Raw genomic sequence first — 24,978 nt, 5'->3', positions numbered from 1 at the left:
GTGACTATAAGGTCAAGCTTTATTCAATATTATTATACTACATTTCAAAAAAAGCTTTGCAATGAGATGAACACTTAGGCATAACACTTAAAATGAAGAAGACTCCTTAAAGTCAATCATGTGAGATAAAAAAACTCACTGCGATCAGACATTAAAGAGTCAATCATTATATATACAACAAAGGTTTATTCTTTACTTTGTCTTATCTCGTAGTTGTAGTATGCCCCCCATAAATTTGAGTCATTATGAAATTTACATGATTTCATGTCTACTCGAATCATATCTACAGGTAAGTTATCATAAAAAGATGTGAGTGCATTACTAATCCCATTCATGAATACAGGATTTTCGCTAACTCCACCACCAATACACACTCTTTGTGGATCTAACATAATTTGCATATTAAATATTTGTTCAGCAAATACTTTGCAATAGTCAGAAAATAATTGATTCGCAATTATATCACCTTCTTGAATCCATTCAAAAACTTTGCGTCCTTCTGCAATCTCAACTCCTTTAGATTTACAAATTGAATTGATTAGATGCCCAATACCTAGCTTGTTACCTAAAAAAGCTTCTCGCCCCTTTTCTTCTAAACTATCACAGATTAGGACAGATACCTCACCTGAAAATAGATGGGACCCTCTATATATTTCTTTGTTAATAATAAAGCAACCACCAACACCCGTACCAAACGTTAACACAATTCCATTTTCGATATCTCTCATATTTCCAGCTGTCATTTCAGCCAACGCAGCACACCGTGCATCATTTTCCACAAAAATTGGTGTGTTAAACCTTGATTCATACCACGCTCTCATTTCAAAATTATTATGATATTGCAATGATCCTCCCTGAACTACATAACCAGTTACTGGATTTATTGTTCCAGGTAAAGAAATACTAATCCCTTCTTTTGGACCTACTTCAGCATCCCAAATTTGTCGTATACACTCATAGAAAGCTTCTTTAGATTTGTAGGGTGTTTCAATTTTATTTTGGTCTACTATTATTTTATTCTCGAACCAAGCATATTTGATAAAGGTACCTCCAGCATCGATACATAAACGTTTCATAAACATTCACCATTGCTTGCAATTACCTCTTTGTACCATTGAAATGACTTTTTGCGAATCCTTTTTAATGTCCCTTTACCTTCATTATTCAAATCTACATAAATGAATCCATAACGTTTATCCATCTCGCCTGTTCCCGCTGAAACGATATCTATAGGTCCCCAAGCTGTATAACCAATTACTTCTATGTTCTCCGTGTTCATTACACTTAGCATAGCTTTAATATGCTTCGACAAATAATCAATTCTATAATCATCTACTATACTGCCATCTTTTTCAACGACATCGTTATGACCAAATCCGTTTTCTACAATAAAAAGCGGTTTGTTATATCTTTCGTATAGTTCTCTCATTAAGTAGATAAGACCATCCGGATCAATTTGCCAACCCCAAGGACTTGCATCTAAATATGGATTTTTCAGACCTGTGGTCATATTCCCTTGTATTTGATCACCTTCTCCATTGTATGATACAACTTGTGAAGCATAATATGAAAATCCCACATAGTCTGTGACTCCTCTTTTTAGCAGTTCAAGGTCACCTTCTAGTACTTCTAAATCTACACCGTATGATTTAAAGTAATTTGGATATTCACCTCTCATTTGAACATCGCAGTAAAATAATGTACCATCTCTTAAATATTCTTGACTTGCTAAAACATCAAGAGGGTGACTCGTTTTAGGGTAACCAACCGTCGTCATAACCATACAACCTATTTTGTTCTCTGGATCTATATCGTGTCCTATAATTACTGCCTTAGCACTCGCTACAAATTGGTGATGTAGTGCCTGATATGATATTTTTTTTACATCATCATCATTTCCTACTATAATACCAGCTATTGCAGGAACCATGATTGTGCTATTTATTTCATTAAATGTCATCCAATACTTTACTATTCCTTTATATCTTCTAAATACCACTTCAGCAAACCTTGCATATAAATCAATTAATTTTCGATTTCTCCAACCACCATACTTCTTTACAAGTGCTAAAGGCATTTCAAAATGAGATATTGTAACAATAGGTTCCATACCTTTTTCTTTTAATGTTTTAAACAAATTATCGTAGTATACAAGTCCTTGTTCATTTGGTTCTTCATCATCTCCATTCGGGAAAATTCGACTCCATGCTATTGATGTTCTAAAACATTGAAAACCCATTTCCCTAAACAAATCAGTATCAGTTTCATAATTATTGTAAAAATCTATACCTAAATGATTTGGATAGTAACTATTTTTTTCAAATTCTAAGGTAAACCTACGTGGTGTATCTTTATTCCCACTTGTTACTGTATCCATTATTGAGAGACCTTTTCCGTCAACATTGTAAGCACCTTCTGCTTGATTTGCTGCTATAGCTCCCCCCCACAAAAATTTATCATTAATCATCTTTATTACCTCCTAAAAATGTTACTACGTCATTAAAAACTTGAATTGCTTCTTCCGGATATTTCTCGTAATCAAATTGAAATTCATGAGGTAAATACTCATAAAACCTCCCTTGAACTTCAATACCCTTTTTTTCTAATACCTCTACTAGTCGTTTTCCTTGCCAAAGAAATGAAGCAATTTTACCATCACACACGTAAGTCTTGGGAAATCTATCATTAATATTGATAAGTGGCGAAGCATCACGATGCTTGTCATACTTTTTCCACTTTCTTTTTCCAAAATATGACCATCCTATATATTTCATAAAGGTATTATATTTCTTAAAATCGTCTTTTTTTATATTTTCGGTAAAATCAAAAGGACCACAAAATAATAGACATGCCTCTATCTGTTGGTTATCGTTACTAAAAAGATTGTACTTTTTTGATAGTTTTTCGTTGCTTGTGATAGTAATATAATTTGCTGCAATATTAGCACCTGCAGAATCACCACCCAGTATTATTGGTTTATTATTAAATCTATTATCATTCGATATATAGTTCAACATTTCTCCCACTTGATGAAGTTGAGTAGGAAAACTATATTCAGGTGAGTATGCATAATTCATAGCCAGAAAGATGTAGCCTTGACTTGCAATCATTGGTCCAAAGTTTCTTGTTCCCTCACTACTTCCCCCTATAAAAGATCCACCATGAATCCATAAGATTACTCCTTTAATTTCACCATTTAAAGGAGTTGCAATGTCGTAGTTATTATTGTTATACTTCGATGGAAATTCAACTGCATACTCTCTTGAAACTTTTTCCAAATATTCTGATATGTTGTTAGGCGATTTAGACCTACCACTTCCGATCTGTCGTCTCAAAAAGCAAACAAACGGATATGGTGTCATAAAAATTAGATATATACATAAAGCTAAGATTGATAAAATTATTATCACCGAAAGTCTCCTTTCTTTAAAAAGACAGTGTTAAACTGTCTTAAGAAGTTCATTTAATAGATATGTTCTCATCGACTCGTAATCTGCAATATCTTTACTAAATAGATTGTCATGTGTAATTTTTTTCTTATTCATAAATTCTTTAGGATTTGTGTTTAGCTTAATAATTTGATTAGCTTTTCTAATTACATCAAGCTTCCCTTTTTGTTTAAGTACATTCATTATCTCAAAATCTTCAATCCCGCGCTGTAAAGCTTTGTATCGCAACGATAGAGCAATTTCCCCGTTTTTTTCAGGATATACTAAACAAATATCACCTACTGGAAGACCTTGAGTTGCATAACGTATATCTTCTCTCGGGTTTTTCGTCCAGCATGTATATGCCCATCTTAAAAAACCGTCATATCCAAATACTGAGTTTAGAATTCCAATCACACGTGATTCGAAAAGAGGAGACTTTAAGAACGTATTAGGTTTGTCTGGAATATTACAGACATACCATAACCTATGTTTACTTGAATCTAATTTATCATAATATCGAGTAGTACAGGGAAAGGAAGTTGAAATGTCACTTATTATGTCTTCATATTTATCTATCACAGAATCCTTATCAACAGCCAATTTAAATTGAATCTCACTATCAATCTCGCGTAATATTGTTATTGTAGAATCATAATTTTTTATTGATTTTTCATCGTTTTTTGGTTCATCTGCCGCAATTCTAACACGACTAAACTGTCCAGTTTTTTTAAAATAATCTATTATCAATCTTAGATACTCTTTTATTTCCTCACTTTGATTAAGATATTTATATGAACCATCTCTTTCATCATAATAGCGAACCATAATAGTCTCTGGGTAGTTTTCAGTAGTTCTTGAAGGAAATAATGGTAGATTCCAAACACCTAGGAGTCCATAGACAGAAATATCTCCATTAATACCATACCTATTACACAAGTCAATATAACGTTGCATGTAAGAAAAATCAGCGTAAAGCTTGCCATCCTTTGATTTTTTTAACGAGATAATAGAGTGCTCATATAATACACTTCCATCTTTAGAAAAGATATGAGTCCCCCACCCATTCCAAGGGCACTCACTTGCAATAATCATTACAGATTTCTGTCCAATATCTGATAATGTTTGAACAACTTTTTCAAGGATTTCAAAATGACTGTCACCCCACAAAGGTACTTCGTAGTAGCGAGCTATATTAGAATTATGTTGCCATAAATCAACATAGATTGAATAATCTTTCGGACATGGAATTTCAACATTCAAAACTTCAACGTTGATAGTATCTGAATAAACTAGATTTTCATCATTTGTTGAAACTGTATGATATACATTTACAACAACATCGGAACTTTCTTTTTTATTTATTTTGAGATCAACCCAAACGGAGCATGGCATGTTTCCTTTATGTTCCACAAAAGGTTGATGTGTGAGAATATCGCAATATTCAATACCATTTTCATCTTCTAGAGTTAAGACATTATATAAGTCAGCATCATATTCAGAGATAACTTCAATACGATAACGTGATGCACCAATTTTATCTGTTAGTGCAGGATTATCCGATACATTAACGATACTGAATGTTTTGGGTTCAAGTACTATTTGAAATGAAGCAATTTGATTCTTAGATACTGTCATTTTATTTAATGATGAAATTGAATCTAATCGGGTAAAACTATCTATTTTTACTAATTCATTACATATTTTTATCATAATGGCTCCTATATATTAAGTTCTTCTTCAAATGCTTTCTTATCAGCTACTTTAACAAACGGATACCAAATTACTGCAGTTATTGCAGTAACTATTATCCACATTATTAACCCCTTTAATCCGGCGGATAAAAATCCCGAAATTGGTTTAGGAATTACAAACGGCAATAATGACATTGCAGGATTGAATGTATACTGACCAAGGAAAGTAGCCCAAGAAACCCACGCTACAATACCCGCAAAGAGTGGAGCAAATACTTGTGGAAAGAAAAAGATTGGATTCATTACTATAGGTAGTCCAAACATTAAAGGTTCTGTAATATTAAACACAGCAGGAACTATTGATAGTCTAGTAATCGACTTATACCTTTGCGATTTAGCAAAGAGTAATATAAGAATTAATCCTGTTTGAGCACCAGAATTTAATACAGCTCCTGATACAATAGCAGTTGCTACATATGGCATCGGTTGCCCTTGCATGGCAGCTTGAATATTTGATAAAACAAGTGTTATAGATAGAATTGAAAGTGGTCCTTGTAATACTGCATTGTGAATTCCAAAGAACCATAAGAAGTTAATTAAGGTTAATACAACAATCATAGCTATCGGACTTCCAATCATTCCTGTAACCGGCTTGCTTAATACCTTGTCAACAAAATCAAATACATTACCGAATGCTGAAGAAGCAAAACCAATTCTGATTAATAAGACAATAATAAATATAATTCCAGTTGTAATCATTGGTTCTAAAGATTCCTGAATCATAGTAGGAACACTGTCTGGCAATTTAATTTGCAACTTCGAATTAGAAAAAAGCTTAACTAGTTGAGGAATGAATAACGCTACAAGAATCGCTACTAACATCCCTTTAGCTCCCAAGTAATTTAGGTTAATTGAGTAAGAAGTTTCAGGCATTCCGGTAATAGCGCTAACACTATCATGCGCATCAAAAGGAATTAATATAAAGAATGAAGCAACTGAAACCAGTGCGGCATTCATCTGAAGAGTATTAATTCTTTTAGCGTAAGCTGTAGCAATACTATAGACTGCATATATTGCGAGCATTGCAGAGGCAGCATTACCAAGTGCAGTAAAATGAGGTTCAAGACCAAAACGTTGAGTAATTGAAATTTTTGAAGCTAGATCGCTTCCTTCTATGAATAAAGGATTTGCAATCTCAATCATCCCCATAAAAGAAGTTATTATTGACAATAAAGCATAGCCTAAAGTTACAGGTGAAGTTCTAATGAACCCTTCCATAAGAGCTCCTAGAACATTTATTTCTTGTAATTTTGACGCTAGCGGTTCAACTCGATCACTTAAAAACCGCTCTAAGTTTTTCATATTAGTATATTTTCTCCTTTTTATTAGAAAATTAAGCGCTTTCTTTTTCTATGAATACATTGTATAGTATGATTAATTATAGTTTTATAATAAAATACAGAATTATATAAGAATATAAAGGTGGACTTATGAAATTAAGCACGTTAGAAGAATTTTCTGATCAGTTTTATGCATATACACACATTCCGATATTGGTAGCCTCAGGCACAACTTTGATTTTTCCAAAATTGGATTTTAGTCCTGATAAAGTTAATGAACTAATCAATCAGTTTCCAATAATAGAACATGTAATAAATTCCACAGAATCATTTTGTTCACTATCCGATGGATATTTTATGTTTGCACAGTTTAGATGTAAACTTGAAAACAAAGACTATAAGATAATAATCGGGCCAACAGTTATAAGTGGTACAACCTCGCCTTTTATAGCTAATCATCCTTTTAGTAATTTTAGTTTCGAACTTCAAAAAGAGTCAGAAACAGGTTTTTTAAATCATGTCAAATTTATTTATTTCGCATTAAAACACGAAACGATTGAGAATAAAAAACTAAAAATATCATATATTGATGTACAAGACAATCGAATATCTACAAAGAAGCGGTTTACAAATATTCTAGATAACAGAAGATCTGAAGGATTCACTAAGGATTCATATCAAATGGAGTTGCGATTAATTCACTATATTAGAACACAAAAAATAGACAAAATTGAGTGGATAATACGATCATTATCTTCTCATTCGAGCAATCTATTATCATCAGATGCATTACAAAGTATACGTTTAAAATTTGTAGGGTTTGTTACAATAATAACTCGAACAGCAATTCAAGATGGAATTCCCTTAGAAACTGCATTTAGCCTTTCAGATAGTCTCATAGAAGCAATGGATTCTATGACAACAACTCGCCAGATAATTGAATATTTTTCATATACATCGATTCAGTTCATGAATCTTTACAGCAACCATCGTTTCAAAAATGTTTCATCAGATACTAAAAAAGTATACAACTATATAGATATGCATCTAACAGAAAAAATATCTCTAGATGAAATTGGTAAATTTATAGGAAAGTCACAACTTATATATCGAACAAATTTAAAATTGAAGTTGGAGAGACAATATCTGATTATTTGTTAACAAGAAGAATTGATGAAGCAAAAGAGATGCTACTATTTACCAATTTTTCATCTCAAGAGATTGCAGAACGTCTAAATTTTATTAGTCAAAGCTATTTTATAAAATGCTTTAGAAAAATTGTAGGGAAAACGCCTAAACATTATCGCGAAACCAATTGGTTTTACAATATTTGGGATTAACAAATAATTTAAAAATATTCCAACATAATAACAATACTTATATATTATCACTATAATTGATTTGTCATTTTTGGTTAGAAAGTCAATTTCATTGACACTATGGAATCAAGGACTTAACTCTAAAAAAGTTACATATAACAAATCACGTAGCATTGCTAATTTAAATTTTAGAAATAGTAATGTCAGAATTTTTTCTTCTCCTACAATAACTTTTTATTAAAAAAATACGTTTCTTTTACTTATATTTTTTTAAAAAAGGCTATATAAAGTTCTAATAGATCAAATCTTGTAATAGAAGAGGTACCTATCCAAAGTTTTTCAGACATAATTTTAAGAAATTTATCTATTCATTATGAAAAAGCAGACTAGCATTGAAGTAAACTCATAATTTGGCATTGCAAATATATGGAAATATACTTCTAACAACATTGTCTGCTTTTCTTTAATTTTAAATAATTCCAAAAGATATTACTAAATTCATAAATTTATATTTAGTTATAACAGTTTTACACTATATCTAATATATACGACTTCCGTTTACTACGGATTCATGTGGAGTAATAAGAACTGCTCCTGTCTCAGTCTCAACACCCAAGAGTTTAACTTCACTCTTTACATCACCAATATACATAACACCTACATTCATCACAGCGATTACCTGCATTCCTATAATAGATTCAGGTGTGTAAGTATCAACGATAGGAGAAGATGTCATTTTTATTCCTATATCATCTCCGAAATCAATACTTATACCGTATGATGGTTTACGAGCTCGTTTATTGATGCTTACTTCCACTACTGTTCCAACACGTAAATCATAATTTTCAAAACCTTGCATTCTTACCTCTTATCTCTATGAACTAAAACGAACATCTGCACGCAGGTGAAGTTCAGATATTTCTTGTGCACGTGAGGCATCCTTCTCTAAAATGGCATCAAATAATTCTTGATGTTCTACGATACATTGATTAAGGAAATCAATAGATTCCTTATCTTCCTTGTATACAGGTTTCACAATAAACTCTTCAAAGGCGCCGAAACTAGCTGCAATAGCACTTACTAATACTTTGTTGTGTGATGCATGACGAATCTTTTCATGAAATAATCGATTAGCCTTCTCTAAGACTTTGATATCTCCATTATAATTCGCACATTCATCCAAGTATTTTTTAATTTCTACAAGTTCTTCATCGGTAGCTCTTAAGGCAGCATAGTAAGCTGCTTTAGGTTCTAATAGAAGAATGAACTCAACTAACTCTTCCAGATCAGTAAGCTTTAAAGACGTTTGAAATGACCCCTTGATTGCCAATGAGTGTACATCATTAATATTGGTACCTGTTTTAGTTCTAGTGATATATCCCATCGTATCAAGAACCTTATAAGCTTCACGTATTGTACTTCTACCCACAGATAGTAATTTACACATTTCATTTTCATTAGGAAGCATTGAATTAGCTTCTAGCTTTCCTTCTAATATTAATTTTGCTAATTTATCAGCAAGCATATTTGCATAGCCAATCGAAGATGCACTCGCAATTTCTGCAATATAATCCAATTGATTTTTTGTCATGATACCATTCCTTTCAAAGGATAGTTACTGTAATAATAATATCACTGACATGAAATACAATCAATCACAGTTAAACTAAAGAATAAAACCATGCTTTAACTCATCATCTTGTGTTGCTATTAAATGGTTAAAACCTGTAATATTCGCATGTCCAGTAATTTCTGGAATTATTCCAGTAAACTCACCGATTTGAACATTTCTTACAGCCTTGGCTTTAAACTGAGTCTTCAATATACTTTCGTATACAAACGTTTCACCCAAAGATAATTCTCCACGAGCGACCAAGCTCGCTACTTTAGCACAGGTTCCTGTACCACATGGGGATCGATCTACCTCACCATGACCAAGAATTACTACATTCTGTGCATCTACCCCTACTGTTTGAGAGGGTCCGTAAATTTCAATTAGTTCAACTTTATTAATATTCAGTGTAGGATGTTGAATCGGAATTTGCTCGTTGATAGCTTTCATAAGCAACAAGGCTTTACTTATAATTGATGAAATATTCTTTGGGTTAATTTCATCAATATCCAGTTGATCCTTATGCACAATACCAAAGAAGCTACCTCCAAAAGCAATATCTAAGACTATCTCATCGAATCCATCGACACTAACTTTCACATCTTTCTTATAGAGAAAAGAAGGAACATTTTGGAAGGAAACTTCGAGTGCCCTACCTGATTCTACTTTTACATTAACTTCTATTAGTCCTGCAGGCATTTCTAGCACAAGATGGGTATAAGGTTCTTTTACCTCTACCATTCCTTGCTCCACTAGAACAGTCGCAACACCAATTGTTCCATGACCACACATATTTAATGATCCCTGACCATCTAAAAATAATACGCCATAATCCGCTGTTGGTAATGTTGGCTCCGTTAAAATTGCACCAAACATATCTGCGTGACCACGTGGTTCATGCATTAAGAACCTACGAATATTATCATAATGCCTCATGAAATATTCTTTCTTCTCCATCATGGTATCGCCACGTAGTAAAGGTAACCCCCGATTACAATCCTTGTGTTCTGACCTACTGTATGTGTATCTATTACGTGAATAGAATGCTCATAAGTCATATTTAAAAACTCTTAGCTTTCTTCACAGCTGTTTCCACACAACGCATAACACTACCTGTAAACCCATCTTCATTTAAAGACTTCAAGCCTTCAATTGTTACTCCTGCAGGAGAGGTCATCGTATCTACTATTTGATATGGATGAGAACCAGTAATACTTAGCATTTGTGATGTTCCAAGCAAGTTTGCGAGTACTATACTTCTTGAATCTTCGCGCGAAAATCCTGATTGAACTCCAGCGTCGATAAGTGCGTTTGCGAAATAGAGAACATACGCAGGACCAGCACAACTAAATGCAGTAAATTCATCAAAGAGTGTTTCGGGGATAAACATCGTTTGACCTAAAGCTTTGAGAATGTACTCGATAACTTTTTTATCTTCCTTCGTAACATTCGCATTTACACAAACACCACTGTAGCCGTTTTGAGCTTCAATGAGAACATTTGGCATAATTCGTGCAATACGATAATCATCAGATAGATGAGTATTCATTGTATCCAATGTAATACCAGCACAGATTGATAAGATAAGTGCTTGCTTGTTGTTTGCTTTAGAGATTTCATCAAGAACACCAATAGCGTCTTGTGGACGTACTGCAATAAACACGATATCTGCATTCTTAACCCCTTCAGAAATAGTGCCAACACTAGATACACCATAAGTATCGACCATATATTTTGCACGAGACTCCAGTATTTCATAAATAGAAATATGAGATGATTCGAAAGCACCAGTATTTAATTGACCTCTAATGATACCTTCGGCCATATTACCAGCACCGATAAAAACTATTTTGTTATTTTTCATAATTTACTCCTTAAATTGATACTTTTTCACTTTTTAATGATTTAATCTCATTTGATATTAGACTGTATGACGCAAAGAGTATAACTCCTAGAACAATCCATTTTAAGATATAAACATCTAAGTCCTTAATTAGATATGCAGCACAGAACACTCCTAGTGAACCAAAGATAGCAAACCAGAATGTAGGTTTTCTTGCATAATTTTTTAAACGTACAAATTCAGCGGATCCAAGTGCAATTGAGAATGTACATGCACCCATCATAATTGGAAATGCTACAAGTGGACTCATTCCAAGTGCATAAATTGTAGCCATTGTTGGAGCATAGGATCCAATACCAATATTGTTGATTGCCCCAAACACAAACATAGCAACAGCAGCAATAACAAGTTTCATACCTGTAAGTCCGGTAAGTGTACCGTCTGTTGAGATAAAATTAATTTGGCCTAAAAAAACAAGGATGCCTGCAATAAGTAAACCAATACCCATTGACCAACGAATTGTCTTAGCTGGTAATTTAGCTACAATTCTTGGACTTAATATTGATCCAATAGTTTGAGCTACAATTAGTACCAAGAGCGTTGTAATATCGCATTCAATGGAATTTATGTAAATCAGTGCCATAAACATTAATGGAATGGTACATTCCGTATTTAATGTTGGTGGTATTAAGCGATCCTCAACATATTTAGTCTTCGTGTAAACTACTGTATTAATTGCATAATCGGATACACCAAAGGTTGCACATATCATGGTTAAAAAACCTAATACACTATAAAATACATTACTTCCCTTCTCCTGGAAAGTTTCTTCACGATGTTGCCAAAAGTCTAAAGCAAACCTTACAATAAACACCATGTTCACTAAAACAATTGCAACTAACATCATCAATAAAATCGTACTGTCATTCATATTCTTTCCTCCTTGTCTGACAACATACATCATAATTAAATGCTATACCTGTCGCAAAAGTATGTCAATGAATTCACAGATTAATATATTTATATGTTATTGTTTTAACGAGGGATTCAATAATTATCAACTTTGCTTGTGAACATATTGATAAAATGTACAGATTTTACAGAAAAAGATACATATAAATAGAAAAAACGCATCTCATTAGAAATGCGTTTGCAGATAAAATATTTTTCAATTCATAACTACTCATAATATACTATAGTGTTCCTAAGATAAATAAAACTAAAAGTTCTATCTAAGTTAAGTTAGGTTACCTAGAGTAATCACTTTCAATCTATTTACATAAGGATTTCCGAGCTCCACATCTTTCTCATCTGCCCACATAAACGTTACTCCATAATAGCTACTCTTTTGGTAGTATACTCTATATCCAAAACCTATGTATTCCTTAACTCCACCTTTTTCTGAGACGAGGAATGCGAATTTAGGAGCCTTATCATTTTTCAAACTATTAGCATCGCTAATTACAGTGAACAAAAAAGTAGACAACAACAATACCACTACGGTTAAGATTGTCTTACCAATATTTTTCTTGCGTTTAATTTTTTTCTCCATCTCGATCACCTCTCTATATATGAAGAATCTTTGTTTTTGAATACAGTGTATGTATTCATTTTCATAATATCATTCCACCTATATATTGCAAGCGTTTTCAATCGTGTTCTTTAATATGTATCAATGATAAAAGAAAAACGCATCTCACTAAGAAATACGTTTGAATTTAAATTTGGTGGAGCTTATCGGGATCGAACCGATGACCTCCTGCGTGCAAGGCAGGCGCTCTCCCAGCTGAGCTAAAACCCCAAATTTTGTGCAGACTGATAAAATGGTGGGCCTGAATGGATTCGAACCAGCGACCTCACCCTTATCAGGGGTGCGCTCTAACCAACTGAGCTACAGGCCCGTCTCTCGACTGCTTTAATAATATACCATTTACTTATTACTGTGTCAACGCAAAAAACAAAAAAGAAGTGATTTTTTACTCACTTCTTTCAGTTACCTTCATAACACGTGCTTGTTGGCTACGAACTTGGTCATCAATTCGTAATTTTATGTATGTAATGGTCTCTTCTAACTGTGGAATTGTCTTATACTCTAAGGCATTTACGCGCCTACGTGTTGATTTAATTTCCTTAGCCAATATAAAACATGTTTTCTCAAGTTGAGCAAGCTCAATCAAGTGTTGTTTCATCTCAGGATGTGTCTTCTTAATATCATCAATTCGATAATGTGACCAGTACAAAGATTCGCTAGACTCTTCAATTTGTTCTTCTCGAATCGTATAGTGAGGTACACTCATACCGAAGACATTCTCTTGTTTACGTTCAACATGCATCTTAGTTTGTGTCTGTTGAAGACTTTCATCAAGAATACTTTCATCCATCTCTAAACTTGCGTATTGATAGTTTCGATTCATCAGTGCAAAATCAGTATCAATTTGTTTTCTTAATACTTGTGCTTGTTCAAAGTACACCATGAACTGACGAATTAAAGAATCTTGCTTTTCTTTCAAAAGCTTATGACCTTGAGAAGCAATACCCAATCGTTTCTGTAAATCATTTAACACCATACGCGTTGGATTTACATTTAAGCGTGCCATGATGGATCCTCTTGATAATATTTATCAATATAAACATCGCGAACACGTTTTAGTTCAGTCTTAGGTAACATTGATAATAATTTCCACCCTAAATCTAAAGATGTTTCAATATCACGATTAGTATAGAATCCTTGACGTATAAACTCTTGTTCAAATGCTTCTGAAAACTTAACGTACTGACGATCAAGCTTTGATAAAGAACTCTCTCCTAAGATACTTGCCATTTCTGTCGTTTTCTTTCCATGTGCATACGATGCAAACAATTGGTTCATTAAGTCTGCATGATCTTCTCGTGTTTTTCCTTCACCAATCCCTTTGTCTTTCAATCGACTTAAACTTGGTAATACATCGACAGGTGGTACTATTTCCGAACGGTTTAAATCTCTATCTAAGATAATTTGTCCTTCCGTAATATATCCTGTTAAATCAGGGATAGGATGCGTTTTATCATCCTCTGGCATCGATAAGATAGGAAGCATGGTAAGTGAACCTGGTTTCCCTTTTAATCGTCCAGCGCGCTCATAAAGCGTTGCGAGGTCAGTATACATATATCCAGGATATCCACGACGTCCTGGGATTTCTTTACGTGATGCTGAGATTTCTCGTAAGGATTCTGCATAGTAGCTCATATCACTCATAATCAAGATAACATGCATGTCTTTCTCAAACGCAAGATACTCGGCGGCTGTAATTGCCATTCGTGGTGCAATAATACGTTCTATAGCTGGGTCATTCGCTAAGTTCATAAACATTACAGTACGATCAATTGCTCCTGTTCGATTAAACTCATCTTCAAAGAATCGTGCTTCCTCAAAAGATATACCCATTGCACAGAATACTACCGCAAACTCAATATCATCATTTAGAACTTTTGCTTGTCGGGCAATCTGAGCAGCTAGCTCATTATGAGGTAATCCTGAACCTGAGAAGATCGGTAACTTTTGACCTACTACAAGTGTATTTAATACATCAATTGAAGAGATACCTGTTTGTATAAACTGATCAGGGTAATTTCTCAGCATTGGGTTCATAACAGCTCCGTTAATATCTCTTTCTTCAAAAGATATGAGTGTGGAACCACCATCAATAAGCTGTCCCTTACCATCAAATACTCTACCAATCATTCCTTCAGAAACTTGCAAGCTCATCGGTTTACCCATAAAACGTACACGAGTTTCATCCGGTCTAATTCCCATACTTGATTCAAACAGTTGGATAATAGCAGATGTTCCATCAACTTCTAAGACACGACCAATGCGACGGTCATCATTCTCAATATATATTTCCACGAGCTCATCAAAAGCAACGTTTTCAACATTCTCAACTACTAAGAGTGGACCAACTACTTCTTTGATACTTTTATAACTACGCATTAGTCTTCACCACCTTCTACTAGCGATTCAAATTCTTCTTTAAATTGAGGAATCATTCCTTCTAATTCTTCTATTTTATCATCCGCTACATATTTCATTCTCGAGATAAGGTATACAGATTTCATATTCATAATGTCTGCAATATAGATATGATCATGGGTTAAGTAACGCTTCGCATCACTATAAAACTCCATAATATTGTTTAACATTACTGATTGTTTCTTATAAGAAGTATAAGTGTCTTCATCTTGGAAAGCATTTTGCTGTAAGAAATCTTCACGAATCATACGTGCAATCTCTAACTTCAAGATATCGTGATCCGATAAGGTATCCTTACCTACAAGTTGCACAATCTCTTCCAAACGACTTTCTTCTTTTAAGACAAGCATTGCTTGTTGACGGTTTCTAGAGAGGTTTCGTCCCCCTTGCTTCTTGGTATAACGTTCAAGTGAGTTTTGGTATAGAGAGTAACTTTCTAACCAGTGAATTGCTGGGAAATGTCGTGCATACGCTAATTGCGCATCCAGTGCCCAGAATACTTTAACAATTCTTAAAGTAGCTTGGGTAACAGGTTCTGATAAATCCCCACCTGCTGGTGATACAGCACCAATCATGGTTACTGAACCACGAGGACGCTCTTCCCCTAATGGTGTCACAACACCTGCACGTTCATACACTTCAGCAAGTCTTGAACTAAGGTATGCAGGATAACCCTCATCTCCAGGCATCTCTTGTAAACGACCACTCATCTCACGTAACGCTTCGGCCCAGCGTGACGTAGAATCAGCCATCATTGCACTCTGATAGCCCATATCTCTAAAATACTCAGCAATTGTAATTCCTGTGTAGATTGATGCTTCACGTGCAGCTACAGGCATGTTTGATGTATTCGCAATTAATACTGTTTTATTCATAAGTGGCGCATTGTTACGGGGATCATGAATTTCTGGGAACTCATTCAACACATCCGTTATCTCGTTACCCCGTTCTCCACAACCTACATAAATCACAATATCAGCATCTGACCATTTCGCAATCTGATGTTGAACTACAGTCTTACCCGATCCAAATGGGCCCGGTACACAGGCTGTACCACCTTTGGCGACAGGGAAAAAGGTATCAATAACACGTTGTCCTGTAATTAATGGTTCATCAGGTAGATGTTTCTTTAAGTATGGACGTGACTTACGAATTGGCCAGCGTGTCATCATACTTACTTCATGAGTACCATCTTTTGTTTGGATACTTGCTACTGTATCAAGAACGGTATGCTCCCCACTCACAATACTCTCTACAACACCTTCAATTCCATTCGGAACCATGATGTAGTGTTTTAAGTGGTGTTCATTTACATAACCTAAAAAGTCACCAGGGCTGACGCTATCCCCTGTCTTTTTAAGTGGGAAAAACTCCCAGAGTACTTCTGTATCCAGTGATTCAAAATGGAAACCATGGTGTAAGTAATCACCAGAAGCTTCTGCATATTGACTTAAATCACGACCAACACCATCAATAATTTTCGACAGAATTCCAGGTCCTAACATGATACTAAGTGGACGATATAAGGATTCTACTTGTTCTCCAACTTTGATACCAGATGTTTCTTCATACACCTGAATTGATGATTTATTACCACGTATTTCAATGATTTCTCCCAGTAGTTTCTTATCAGAGACATACACAGTGTCATACAATCTCGCAGAAGGGATATTCTCTGCAACTACTAAGGGTCCAGATATTTTTGTAATTATTCCTTGATTCATAACATTCCTCCTAACGTGATTGAATTCCAATTGATGAAGCCAATAGGTCCTTCATCCTTTTTTTAGCTGTATTATTTGTACTTTCTTTTCCATCAAATAAAATAAATGCAATATTTCCCGAGTAAGTATCAAGATAATCTGAGTGTTTACGATAAACTTCATAACTCAAATAAGCAATCTCAACATGTCTTTCTTCCAATGATTTAATGTATGATTCAAAGTTTTTCTTCTTATCAATCGTTTCAACTGTCATACCAAAACTTGCCATCATTGGATGACGTGTTTCATAGGTAATAAAAATCACATTAGACATGGAAATTCCTCACAATCTCTGGGGACTGAATCCCAAACTTCTTCGACTTAACGTCAACCCTTGTACTATCTAGTAGTAAGTTATAGAGAATAACTTTTGAAACAACTCCATCAACACCAATCCCTTGATACGCTCGTGGTTTAAACGTACGATACATTATCTCATCCATTTTCTTACGATAATTTTTATGTTGAATCGGACTGAGTTCACGAAAATAGTTTGACTTATAGATAAGATTCTCTAGATCCTTTGCACTATCAATATCTTTTTTTTGTATCGTTCCATAGTTTACTAAATGTGGTTTTTCGTGACGGCGAAGCATGTATTCTATACAATAAAAATCAATATTCATTGCATTATAGATATGCATTGCTTCAATATCTTGGTCACTTGAAAAGAGTGCTAAGATGTCCTCATCTTGATACCCTTTTTCTATCATACTTTCTTGATGAAATAAACTCTCCAAGATATCTGTAGATATGCCTTCAGAGCTCAGTGTAGCACGCAGTTCTTGACGTTTCGTTCGTACCCAGGCATCAATACCTTTCTCAGGTACATCGTCAGCTAAACGATCGATTTGCTTCATTAAACGAACATTGAGATCAAGATAGTCTTGTGTCATAATGATTCCTCAAATAAATGAAGTAAAGCAAGCTTTGTAAAGGATTCTTTATTATATTGAAATAGGTGCGAAAACTCATAATCTATATCATAATCTTTAAAGTTTAGAATAAACCCTGATGACATTTCTTCATCTTGAATGACTTGATATTCTGTTCCTAGTGCAGCCAAAGCAGCTTCATAACGCGATTTATCCACAATAATTCGTGGTTTCTGTGATCCATTTTCTCGTTTCAAAACATTCTTCAAAAGCTCCACAAACATTGCATCATCCATTGTTTGAAGATTATTTAAAGCTTCACTTAAGACTTCACTCACAAAGCTATGTTTCAAATCATCAATACTTTTCTGTGCTTCGTTTTGGTATCGTTTCACATTTCGTTGATACACATGTCGGCATTCTTCTTTTTGATTCTTCTCAATATTCTTAATTCTATTTTGTGTTTCTGCAATCATTTCATGATAACGCTCTTCACCTTTTTGGTGTGCAGTTTCAATTTGAGCATTAAATTCGGTTTGAGCATCATGTTGAAGTGATGAAATGATTGACTCAATACCTTTTGGGGTCATTAGAAGCTCACCGTACTTAGTAAGATAATTGACGATACAAAGGCAAGTAAGGCATAGGTTTCAACCATAACTGCATAAATTATATTCTTCGTCATTTCATTTTCATTGCGGGCTAAGAGTTGCACACCACTTACCGCAACACGAGCTTGAGCTAAAGCAGTAGGTCCACCAACAATTGCCATTGGCAAACATGATACAAAGATATATAAACCTTCTTGTAAAGGCATGTTTGGTGTTAAACGGCTTAATGTCATAATCGCAATAACGAAACCATATAAACCTTGGGAAGCAGGCATCATCTGTAGAAGTAAACTCTTACCAAATTTCTCAGGTTCATCCATCATCAATCCTGTAGTTGCTTCACCAACCATCCCAACACCTTTACCACTACTCATACCAGGAATAATAACCACCAGTGCCATTCCGAACACAGCCATTACTAATCCACCATTTTGATATATAAATTCAAAAAATCCCATGTCTTATTCCTCCTCCAATTCAATATATGTTGGTTGTTCTATAAATTCTTTAAAAGCTTTTCCTCCACCAATGAAGAATTTTCCAAAGAATTCAACATAGGTTAGACGTGCGGAGTGAACATAGGAGCTCAATCCACTAATCAATAAGTTAAAGGTATGTCCAAATATGAAGATACCTGCACCAAAGATAACACCAAGGATACCTGCACCAGAGACCATTTCTACCATCATGTTGAATGCAACACCGATGGACGCTCCCGCAAGCCCTAGAGCCATTAAACGAGAGTAGGAAACAACATCTCCAATATAGTTAGTAATTCCATATAGACTGTATAGACCCGATGCAAGCTTTCCAAAGGGAGTCTTTGCATCACGACCATTGGTCAGAACAATTCCAACCATTCCCAGTACCATTACAATCGTTGCAACTTGACTGTAAGGTGCAAGGAAATCTGTAAACATCATGCTCACAAGGACAATTAAGCCAATTAAGGTCATATACCAAAAGACTACATCGTATAAAATATATCGTTTCTTATAGTCACGATAATAAATATATCCTTTTACTCCAATACCCATAAAAAGATGAATAATACCAAAACTAAGAGCCATCACTAAGACCATATTAAATTGACTGTTGATATCGATGATGGCAGGTATAGGTATCATCCCTCCAAAGAAAGATCCGTAGATAATACCCCAGAACATTGTTGGGACACTTACATACATAAGTAAACGAATCATATCTTTTGTGCCTTGCTTTAAATTCAAGAGTTTTAATGCTAGGAACATAACAGTTCCCATTACAAGCCCATAACCCACATCAGCAAGCATCATTCCAAAGAAGAATGCATAGAACGGCGCAAAGATTGGGGTTGGATCGATCTCATCATAACGCGGTTGAGAATACATATTTGTAATCGGTTCAAATGCTTTCGCAAACTTATTATTTTTTAGTTTGATAGGTACATCTGGTGAATGAAGTGGTGCTGCTTTAATTTCCAAGTCATATACCTCTGAAGTGGCCATCGCGACACACTTTTCAAATGCCTCTTCTTCACCTGTATAAATCCATCCTTTGATTAAAGTTACATGGTTAGATGCAATGAAGTTTAAAGCCATCTTCTCACGTAAAGCTTCATTTCGTAAGGCTTCATAATGAGCTTGTAGGATTTCTTGATACAAACCAATTCGAGAAAGACGGTCATCAATATTTAATCGTTTATCAATCATCTGACTCACAAAGAACTTCATCGTATTAACTTGTTCTTCGATATGTAAAGATACAGCGGAACGAGCCTGCATTTCATATTTCTCCGCAAGGACTTTGACTTTATCGCGATAAAGTGGTTCTGGCATAATCACTATGACTGAATCATGAAGCTCATTCTTCGCTTGATACATGTAGTAGATGTCCTCAACAAGTGCGAGTTCACTACAGAAACCATCAATATTATCTTCGCTTACGGTTCCAATAATAGGTTTCACATTCTCAAGTTTCATAAGTTTCTCACTAGAATAATTCTTGTCATCCCAAGGAGTGTGAATAGTATAGGACTCAATGGAGTGACTTGCACTTTCATAGTACTCAGCATACATATCAAGAATACTATCAAGATCTGTATCTGTTACAATCTGTTGAAGGGCATCAAAACTCATGGTTTTCAAGTTAAGACTGTCAAAGACTTGTCCCTTCTTTTTACTTTCTTTTTTCTTAATCAAAGCCAGTTTCTTTAGTATTGATTGAATGTGATCTTGCTTCTCCTGATTATCTTTAAAATTAAAATTACGATTTAAGGGATTAAAACCATCAACCTGTTCAAGTTTATCCGCAAACATCACATTTTTATAGCGTTGAAGACCAAAAAGAAGTGATTCCACATGATCGTTACGCACAAGTAAATCAAACTCACTCATTTTAACGATTGCCATGTTTCATCACCTCTTCCATTATTATGTCTATTGCACTAGTTTTATTGTTCGTGTAGTCTTTTTTTACGCTTTCTAAAGTCTTATCTCGACTCTTATATATTTCATTGCCTTTTTCTTCTGCACGGTGTCGTGCTTGTTTCAAATTCTCTTCATGTTGCTCTTCATTCTCCCGCATCATTTTAGCGATACGATGATGAGCTTTTGTCCGATAATCTCCTACTACAGACTCAAGAGTAGCAGGCATTGATTCTTCTTCTTGCCGTAGTTCTTGTTCGAACTCTACAATTCTTAATAACTTGTCGCTCAAATACTTCCCCTCCTTAATCTTTAAAATGCTGTAACAATATCGTTCCTTTTTCCTTAAGTGATTGCTCTGGTAAGTTTAGAGATTGCTCAATCATTTCAACTACTGCTGTTCGACTTACATCACCATAGCGTGTTAATCCGAATATTCCTTCAAGTGTCATAATGATCATGCCTTTAGGGTGTTTCAATTCAAAGTACCCTTGTGCTTGACCTTCTGCTACAATTTCTTCCAAAATACCATCAATTCTTTTTAAATAGATATTGTGGAATAGTTCAGCAAATACAGAATTATGACTCCATGATAAGGTTGCTGGTGATTCAGTATAGGGATGGATTTCATAATATGCATCCATAAATAGCAGCATTCTATCTAAAAAATCGTAATCAGCCGTGTCCATTTTTATTTCCAATCGTTCAACATGTCGATCACATAAGTACTCAACAACATGTTCTAAAATTTCATCTTTCGATTCGAAATAATAATAGACAAGACCTTTGGCAACACCTATCTTTTTAGCAATCTGAGATACCGATGTTTGTTCATACCCCTGATCTACAAATAGACGTAAAGCGCCATCTACGATTTCTTGTTTTCTTAATGCAGAATCTTTGTGTTTTACCATAATCATCTCCTAATACTTTGTCAGTATATCGCAAAACTGACCAGCAGTCAATATATTTTTGACCGATAGTCAGTTTTATTGTATGCAAAATAAAAGCCTACTCATTGAGTAAGCTATGGCTACTGTTTAGTGAATTAAAATACTTTTGACCGTAAGCGACAAAGTCTTTGATATCAGGATTATCTGCCTTAGCACGTTTGAGTAAAAGCCCATACGGTTCACTCAAGGTTTGATTGTATATATTTAAGACTACGAGCTCACCACTTTCGATTTCCTCATCGACTGCTTCTCGTGATAATAATGCTATTCCTTGATTATTCATTACCGCCTGTTTAATAACTCCATTACTCGTACTTTCCCACTTAACATTGGGAACCATGTTCAGTTCATCACAAACCGTTTCAAACATTGTTCGGTACGTACTTCCTGTTTCACGAATAATAAAATCATCAACAAAGCCTTCTTTGCTTCTACGTTCTGTGTACTCAGGACTTGCAACAAAGAGTAACTGGAACTCTCCTAAAGGATAGTATGCATATTCTTGGGTATTGATAACTCCTTGAATAAAGGCAATATCTATTTCATTACTATCAATCATCTCTTTGATAGCTTGCATATTACAACAAGAAACGTTTAGATAACTGCCTGTATTTTCTTCGTAAGACTGTACAAATTCCGACAACAAGTACGATGCAATGGTGAGAGAACTTCCTATTTTTAAATGCGCCTGTTTTTCTGTAAAGTCACGGAATGCTCCGTCGTACGCTTTAACAATTTGTCGTGCATGAATTAGAAACTTATGACCATCAGCCGTAAGTTCGAGTTTTCGTCCTTCGCGATTAAACAGTTTGCAATTCAGACATTCCTCAAGTGCTTGTATCCCTTGAGAAATGGCAGGTTGGGTAACATGTAAAAACTTGGCGGCATTGGATACAGATCCTTCTGTATAGACCGCTAGAAACATTTTAATTTTCTCTATTGTCATATAAGTACCTCTTATCAACATTATAACATTTTATAATTTTTAATTAAATGATATTTTGCTTATAATAACAGCGGAGGAATACTATGAATCGAAACAATCAATTATTTAAAACTTTTGCGTTAACGAGTACTGTAACGTTCTCAGGTGGTCTTGCTTCTGTACCCATGCTTCACGAAACATTTGTAATAAAACATCAGTATCTATCAACAGAAGACTTCTATCATTATGTAAGTCTTGGACAATCTATTCCAGGAGTTACTGCTGTCACCACGGCAAGCTTACTTGGCTATAAAATCAACAACAGGAAAGGTCAATTTTTCGCATGTTTTGGTGCCATATTGCCAGTACTAGTTATTATGAGTCTTCTTACCATGCTGTACACACTTATCCCACAAACCGGTGTAATCTCTTATATCATGGCAGCAGTACGCGCAACAGCAGGAGTGTTTATCTTTGAAGCAGTATTGGATATGGCTCCTGTAATTATAAGGAACGACCATATTAAACTGCTCATTACAGTAGTACTTACACTCTTTTTATATTTACTACCTGGATCAACTGTTTACGTTATCATGCTGTGTCTTGTTTATTCAGTCTATGGATTTCTAGCACATGGAGGTCACCATGATTAATCTTATTACTACATTTCTAAAAATAAGTTTCTTAGGTTTTGGTGGAGGCTATGCAATGCTTTCCTTAATTTTCGAGGAATCTGCTAAGTTAGGGATCACTTCCCAACAGTTCTACGACCTTAATGCCCTTGATTTACTGGCACCAGGACCCATTGCAGTTAATTCAGCTACTTATGTTGGATACATTACTTTTGGACTAATGGGAGCTATTCTAGCAACCATAGCTGTATGTTCTTCTTCCCTTGTCTTCTCAAGTCTCTTACTTAAATTTGAAAAGACATTTCAAGAAAACAAAATCATTTCAAAATTTCTCTCTTATATTAAAGTAGCTGCCATCGCAATGATATCTGCAGTTGCACTGAGTTTAGTGGTAAATACTCTTAAGGACGACACTTCCTTACTAACATCTATCCTAGCGATTTTAGTAACCGTACTCTTACGTTTTAAATATAAAACTAATACTGTTCTTGTGCTTCTCATCGTCGCTTCTTTAGGATCTGGAGTCTATTTCTTAGAATTGTTGCAATAAAAAAGTGTGACTTAACATCACACTTCATTACTTATAAGGAAATTTCTGGACCTTCGCCTAAAGACACTGCTTTATCATAAATTCTACGAGCGTTCACAACATCTAACACAGCAGATCCTGTTGATTTAAAGACGGTAATTTGATCGTCACTAAATCTTCCTGGAGCTGTTTTATTTATGACTTCTCCAAGTTCTCCGGTAATGATATTTTCATCAAAAATACCCTTTTCAATTGGAATAATAAAGTCTCCAGCTTCATTAAGAACACCATCACGTGTATCTACATAGACACCATCAGCATTCTTAATGGTTTCAGAATTAATCTCTTGCATCTCAGGAGTGTACGAACCAATACCGTTGATATGGGTTCCTGCTTTTACATCTTCTGGATTAAAGAGTGGTCGGCGTGTCGTTGTAACACAGGTAATGATATCGGACTCTCTAACAGCCTTAGCACTGTCTTCTGCAACGATAAATGGTATACCGTGTTTCTTACTCATACTGTCTGCAAACTCTTGTGATCTTACTTTATCTAGGTCACAAACATACACTTTCTCAATATCTCTTACATCCAATACTGCAGCAACTTGACCTTCTGCTTGACCACCAGCACCAAAGATTGTAAATACTTTGGAATCTTTACGAGCTAGTACATCAGTAGCAGCCCCTGCAACTGCACCAGTACGTACTTGTGTTAAGTATGTACCATCAAGTAGTGCAATAACTTGACCTGTCTCATCATCAATAAGAACCATTGTTGACGGAACACTTGGGATTCCTTTATTAATGTTATCTGGATAAACAGAAACAATCTTTACACCTAATGCATGAGCATCTTTTGCGTAACCTGGCATGTACAAGCTTTGACCATTGTATTCTTTTACATCAATGTTGGTACGTAATGGGATATCTGAAGCTCCCTTTGAATAAATTGCGAATGCATCCTTATTTGCTTGGATTGCGTCAGAAATTGTGTAAACTTTATCAATACTTTCTTTATCTAATACTTTAATTTTCATA

General features: G+C 34.8%; 26 protein-coding genes, 2 tRNA genes and 1 pseudogene. 4 read left to right on the top strand and 25 right to left on the bottom strand.

From position 1 onward, the window contains the following. Positions 1-185: 185 nt before the first annotated feature. The 5 genes from G7059_RS05055 to G7059_RS05035 all read right to left on the bottom strand — a co-directional run bounded on the left by G7059_RS05055 (position 186) and on the right by G7059_RS05035 (position 6,484). Positions 186-1,076 carry an ROK family protein gene (locus G7059_RS05055; RefSeq protein ID WP_166080995.1) on the bottom strand — a complete coding sequence of 297 codons (891 nt, stop codon included), beginning with the start codon at positions 1,074-1,076 and terminating at the stop codon, positions 186-188. Further along, positions 1,073-2,467 carry a glycoside hydrolase family 1 protein gene (locus G7059_RS05050; protein WP_166080994.1) on the bottom strand — a complete coding sequence of 465 codons (1,395 nt, stop codon included), beginning with the start codon at positions 2,465-2,467 and terminating at the stop codon, positions 1,073-1,075. Before G7059_RS05050 ends, G7059_RS05055 begins: the two co-directional genes overlap by 4 nt. Next, positions 2,460-3,278: an alpha/beta hydrolase gene (locus tag G7059_RS05045; protein ID WP_166080993.1), complete on the bottom strand. Its 819-nt coding sequence runs from the start codon at positions 3,276-3,278 to the stop codon at positions 2,460-2,462. The genes G7059_RS05050 and G7059_RS05045 overlap by 8 nt, the downstream gene beginning before the upstream one ends. 162 nt (positions 3,279-3,440) lie before the next feature. Beyond that, positions 3,441-5,141, bottom strand: a complete 1,701-nt coding sequence (locus tag G7059_RS05040; protein WP_166080992.1) for a DUF4091 domain-containing protein — start codon at positions 5,139-5,141, stop codon at positions 3,441-3,443. An 8-nt stretch (positions 5,142-5,149) separates the two neighbouring features. Then, on the bottom strand, positions 5,150-6,484 hold the full coding sequence (locus tag G7059_RS05035) for a PTS sugar transporter subunit IIC (RefSeq protein WP_166080991.1): 1,335 nt from the start codon (positions 6,482-6,484) through the stop codon (positions 5,150-5,152). A 128-nt stretch (positions 6,485-6,612) separates the two neighbouring features. Here G7059_RS05035 and G7059_RS05030 point away from each other — a divergent pair, with 128 nt between their 5' ends. Together G7059_RS05030 and G7059_RS10670 are read left to right on the top strand one after the other, a co-directional pair. Continuing rightward, positions 6,613-7,623, top strand: coding sequence for a hypothetical protein (locus G7059_RS05030; RefSeq protein WP_166080990.1), 1,011 nt, complete (start codon positions 6,613-6,615; stop codon positions 7,621-7,623). Beyond that, positions 7,617-7,802, top strand: a complete 186-nt coding sequence (locus tag G7059_RS10670; protein ID WP_370519186.1) for a helix-turn-helix domain-containing protein — start codon at positions 7,617-7,619, stop codon at positions 7,800-7,802. Before G7059_RS05030 ends, G7059_RS10670 begins: the two co-directional genes overlap by 7 nt. Positions 7,803-8,319: 517 nt before the next feature. Here G7059_RS10670 and G7059_RS05020 read toward each other — a convergent pair. The 19 genes and pseudogenes from G7059_RS05020 to G7059_RS04930 all read right to left on the bottom strand — a co-directional run bounded on the left by G7059_RS05020 (position 8,320) and on the right by G7059_RS04930 (position 22,798). Then, positions 8,320-8,640 carry a tRNA-binding protein gene (locus G7059_RS05020; RefSeq protein WP_166080989.1) on the bottom strand — a complete coding sequence of 107 codons (321 nt, stop codon included), beginning with the start codon at positions 8,638-8,640 and terminating at the stop codon, positions 8,320-8,322. 15 nt (positions 8,641-8,655) lie between these two features. After that, positions 8,656-9,372, bottom strand: a complete 717-nt coding sequence (locus G7059_RS05015; RefSeq protein WP_166080988.1) for a FadR/GntR family transcriptional regulator — start codon at positions 9,370-9,372, stop codon at positions 8,656-8,658. A gap of 75 nt (positions 9,373-9,447) precedes the next feature. Continuing rightward, positions 9,448-10,368: pseudogene (locus G7059_RS05010) on the bottom strand (proline racemase family protein); the annotation flags it as partial. A gap of 85 nt (positions 10,369-10,453) precedes the next feature. Then, positions 10,454-11,257, bottom strand: coding sequence for a pyrroline-5-carboxylate reductase (gene proC, locus G7059_RS05005; protein WP_166080987.1), 804 nt, complete (start codon positions 11,255-11,257; stop codon positions 10,454-10,456). Positions 11,258-11,267: 10 nt separating this feature from the next. Beyond that, positions 11,268-12,167, bottom strand: a complete 900-nt coding sequence (locus G7059_RS05000) for a sulfite exporter TauE/SafE family protein (RefSeq protein WP_240920546.1) — start codon at positions 12,165-12,167, stop codon at positions 11,268-11,270. Positions 12,168-12,473: 306 nt separating this feature from the next. Beyond that, complete coding sequence (locus G7059_RS04995) at positions 12,474-12,788, bottom strand: hypothetical protein (protein WP_166080986.1); 315 nt, start codon at positions 12,786-12,788, stop codon at positions 12,474-12,476. 173 nt (positions 12,789-12,961) lie between these two features. Continuing rightward, positions 12,962-13,037, bottom strand: a tRNA-Ala gene (locus G7059_RS04990). A 23-nt stretch (positions 13,038-13,060) separates the two neighbouring features. After that, a tRNA-Ile gene (locus G7059_RS04985) sits at positions 13,061-13,137 on the bottom strand. Positions 13,138-13,212: 75 nt separating this feature from the next. Next, positions 13,213-13,833 (bottom strand): V-type ATP synthase subunit D, encoded by a 621-nt coding sequence (locus G7059_RS04980; protein ID WP_166080985.1) that lies wholly within the window; start codon positions 13,831-13,833, stop codon positions 13,213-13,215. Continuing rightward, complete coding sequence (locus G7059_RS04975) at positions 13,821-15,206, bottom strand: V-type ATP synthase subunit B (protein ID WP_166080984.1); 1,386 nt, start codon at positions 15,204-15,206, stop codon at positions 13,821-13,823. The genes G7059_RS04980 and G7059_RS04975 overlap by 13 nt, the downstream gene beginning before the upstream one ends. Next, the gene (locus G7059_RS04970; protein WP_166080983.1) at positions 15,206-16,969 is read right to left on the bottom strand and encodes a V-type ATP synthase subunit A; all 1,764 of its coding nucleotides are present in this window, start codon (positions 16,967-16,969) and stop codon (positions 15,206-15,208) included. Before G7059_RS04970 ends, G7059_RS04975 begins: the two co-directional genes overlap by 1 nt. Before the next feature lie 10 nt (positions 16,970-16,979). After that, the gene (locus G7059_RS04965; protein WP_166080982.1) at positions 16,980-17,282 is read right to left on the bottom strand and encodes a hypothetical protein; all 303 of its coding nucleotides are present in this window, start codon (positions 17,280-17,282) and stop codon (positions 16,980-16,982) included. Next, positions 17,275-17,904 (bottom strand): hypothetical protein, encoded by a 630-nt coding sequence (locus tag G7059_RS04960; RefSeq protein WP_166080981.1) that lies wholly within the window; start codon positions 17,902-17,904, stop codon positions 17,275-17,277. Before G7059_RS04960 ends, G7059_RS04965 begins: the two co-directional genes overlap by 8 nt. Further along, positions 17,901-18,473 carry a hypothetical protein gene (locus G7059_RS04955; RefSeq protein WP_166080980.1) on the bottom strand — a complete coding sequence of 191 codons (573 nt, stop codon included), beginning with the start codon at positions 18,471-18,473 and terminating at the stop codon, positions 17,901-17,903. The genes G7059_RS04960 and G7059_RS04955 overlap by 4 nt, the downstream gene beginning before the upstream one ends. Further along, positions 18,473-18,952 carry a V-type ATP synthase subunit K gene (locus tag G7059_RS04950; protein ID WP_166080979.1) on the bottom strand — a complete coding sequence of 160 codons (480 nt, stop codon included), beginning with the start codon at positions 18,950-18,952 and terminating at the stop codon, positions 18,473-18,475. Before G7059_RS04950 ends, G7059_RS04955 begins: the two co-directional genes overlap by 1 nt. 3 nt (positions 18,953-18,955) lie before the next feature. Next, a complete protein-coding gene (locus tag G7059_RS04945) occupies positions 18,956-20,884 on the bottom strand; it encodes a V-type ATP synthase subunit I (RefSeq protein WP_166080978.1) in 1,929 nt (642 codons plus the stop codon). Beyond that, positions 20,871-21,191, bottom strand: coding sequence for a hypothetical protein (locus tag G7059_RS04940; protein ID WP_166080977.1), 321 nt, complete (start codon positions 21,189-21,191; stop codon positions 20,871-20,873). Before G7059_RS04940 ends, G7059_RS04945 begins: the two co-directional genes overlap by 14 nt. A 13-nt stretch (positions 21,192-21,204) precedes the next feature. After that, on the bottom strand, positions 21,205-21,813 hold the full coding sequence (locus G7059_RS04935; RefSeq protein ID WP_166080976.1) for a TetR/AcrR family transcriptional regulator: 609 nt from the start codon (positions 21,811-21,813) through the stop codon (positions 21,205-21,207). Positions 21,814-21,910: 97 nt separating this feature from the next. Continuing rightward, entirely contained in the window at positions 21,911-22,798 is an 888-nt protein-coding gene (locus tag G7059_RS04930; protein WP_166080975.1) for a LysR family transcriptional regulator, read from the bottom strand. Positions 22,799-22,881: 83 nt separating this feature from the next. On the opposite strand from G7059_RS04930, the gene G7059_RS04925 reads away from it, so the two are divergent. Continuing rightward, positions 22,882-23,430, top strand: coding sequence for a chromate transporter (locus tag G7059_RS04925; RefSeq protein WP_166080974.1), 549 nt, complete (start codon positions 22,882-22,884; stop codon positions 23,428-23,430). After that, on the top strand, positions 23,423-23,959 hold the full coding sequence (locus G7059_RS04920; RefSeq protein WP_166080973.1) for a chromate transporter: 537 nt from the start codon (positions 23,423-23,425) through the stop codon (positions 23,957-23,959). Before G7059_RS04925 ends, G7059_RS04920 begins: the two co-directional genes overlap by 8 nt. A gap of 31 nt (positions 23,960-23,990) precedes the next feature. Here G7059_RS04920 and G7059_RS04915 read toward each other — a convergent pair whose 3' ends face one another. Then, positions 23,991-24,977, bottom strand: a complete 987-nt coding sequence (locus G7059_RS04915) for an ornithine cyclodeaminase family protein (protein WP_240920545.1) — start codon at positions 24,975-24,977, stop codon at positions 23,991-23,993. Position 24,978 lies beyond the last annotated feature (1 nt).

The sequence above is a fragment of the Erysipelothrix sp. HDW6A genome, from assembly GCF_011400295.1.
Classification (GTDB): domain Bacteria; phylum Bacillota_I; class Bacilli_A; order Erysipelotrichales; family Erysipelotrichaceae; genus Erysipelothrix.
The sequence above is the reverse complement of the archived record's forward strand: the minus strand, read 5'-3'. Positions and strand labels throughout refer to the sequence as shown.

Excerpts from the sequence above, each read along its gene's own strand:
- G7059_RS05055 (WP_166080995.1), bottom strand. The coding sequence starts at position 1,076 with ATGAAACGTTTATGTATCGATGCTGGAGGTACCTTTATCAAATATGCT.
- G7059_RS04995 (WP_166080986.1), bottom strand. The coding sequence starts at position 12,788 with ATGGAGAAAAAAATTAAACGCAAGAAAAATATTGGTAAGACAATCTTA.
- G7059_RS04980 (WP_166080985.1), bottom strand. The coding sequence starts at position 13,833 with ATGGCACGCTTAAATGTAAATCCAACGCGTATGGTGTTAAATGATTTA.
- G7059_RS04930 (WP_166080975.1), bottom strand. The coding sequence starts at position 22,798 with ATGACAATAGAGAAAATTAAAATGTTTCTAGCGGTCTATACAGAAGGA.
- G7059_RS04975 (WP_166080984.1), bottom strand. The coding sequence starts at position 15,206 with ATGCGTAGTTATAAAAGTATCAAAGAAGTAGTTGGTCCACTCTTAGTA.
- G7059_RS05020 (WP_166080989.1), bottom strand. The coding sequence starts at position 8,640 with ATGCAAGGTTTTGAAAATTATGATTTACGTGTTGGAACAGTAGTGGAA.
- proC (WP_166080987.1), bottom strand. The coding sequence starts at position 11,257 with ATGAAAAATAACAAAATAGTTTTTATCGGTGCTGGTAATATGGCCGAA.
- G7059_RS05030 (WP_166080990.1), top strand. The coding sequence starts at position 6,613 with ATGAAATTAAGCACGTTAGAAGAATTTTCTGATCAGTTTTATGCATAT.
- G7059_RS05015 (WP_166080988.1), bottom strand. The coding sequence starts at position 9,372 with ATGACAAAAAATCAATTGGATTATATTGCAGAAATTGCGAGTGCATCT.
- G7059_RS04960 (WP_166080981.1), bottom strand. The coding sequence starts at position 17,904 with ATGACACAAGACTATCTTGATCTCAATGTTCGTTTAATGAAGCAAATC.
- G7059_RS04915 (WP_240920545.1), bottom strand. The coding sequence starts at position 24,977 with ATGAAAATTAAAGTATTAGATAAAGAAAGTATTGATAAAGTTTACACA.
- G7059_RS04955 (WP_166080980.1), bottom strand. The coding sequence starts at position 18,473 with ATGACCCCAAAAGGTATTGAGTCAATCATTTCATCACTTCAACATGAT.
- G7059_RS04925 (WP_166080974.1), top strand. The coding sequence starts at position 22,882 with ATGAATCGAAACAATCAATTATTTAAAACTTTTGCGTTAACGAGTACT.
- G7059_RS04945 (WP_166080978.1), bottom strand. The coding sequence starts at position 20,884 with ATGGCAATCGTTAAAATGAGTGAGTTTGATTTACTTGTGCGTAACGAT.
- G7059_RS04935 (WP_166080976.1), bottom strand. The coding sequence starts at position 21,813 with ATGGTAAAACACAAAGATTCTGCATTAAGAAAACAAGAAATCGTAGAT.
- G7059_RS05000 (WP_240920546.1), bottom strand. The coding sequence starts at position 12,167 with ATGAATGACAGTACGATTTTATTGATGATGTTAGTTGCAATTGTTTTA.
- G7059_RS04950 (WP_166080979.1), bottom strand. The coding sequence starts at position 18,952 with ATGGGATTTTTTGAATTTATATATCAAAATGGTGGATTAGTAATGGCT.
- G7059_RS05050 (WP_166080994.1), bottom strand. The coding sequence starts at position 2,467 with ATGATTAATGATAAATTTTTGTGGGGGGGAGCTATAGCAGCAAATCAA.
- G7059_RS05040 (WP_166080992.1), bottom strand. The coding sequence starts at position 5,141 with ATGATAAAAATATGTAATGAATTAGTAAAAATAGATAGTTTTACCCGA.
- G7059_RS04970 (WP_166080983.1), bottom strand. The coding sequence starts at position 16,969 with ATGAATCAAGGAATAATTACAAAAATATCTGGACCCTTAGTAGTTGCA.
- G7059_RS04965 (WP_166080982.1), bottom strand. The coding sequence starts at position 17,282 with ATGTCTAATGTGATTTTTATTACCTATGAAACACGTCATCCAATGATG.
- G7059_RS04920 (WP_166080973.1), top strand. The coding sequence starts at position 23,423 with ATGATTAATCTTATTACTACATTTCTAAAAATAAGTTTCTTAGGTTTT.
- G7059_RS05035 (WP_166080991.1), bottom strand. The coding sequence starts at position 6,484 with ATGAAAAACTTAGAGCGGTTTTTAAGTGATCGAGTTGAACCGCTAGCG.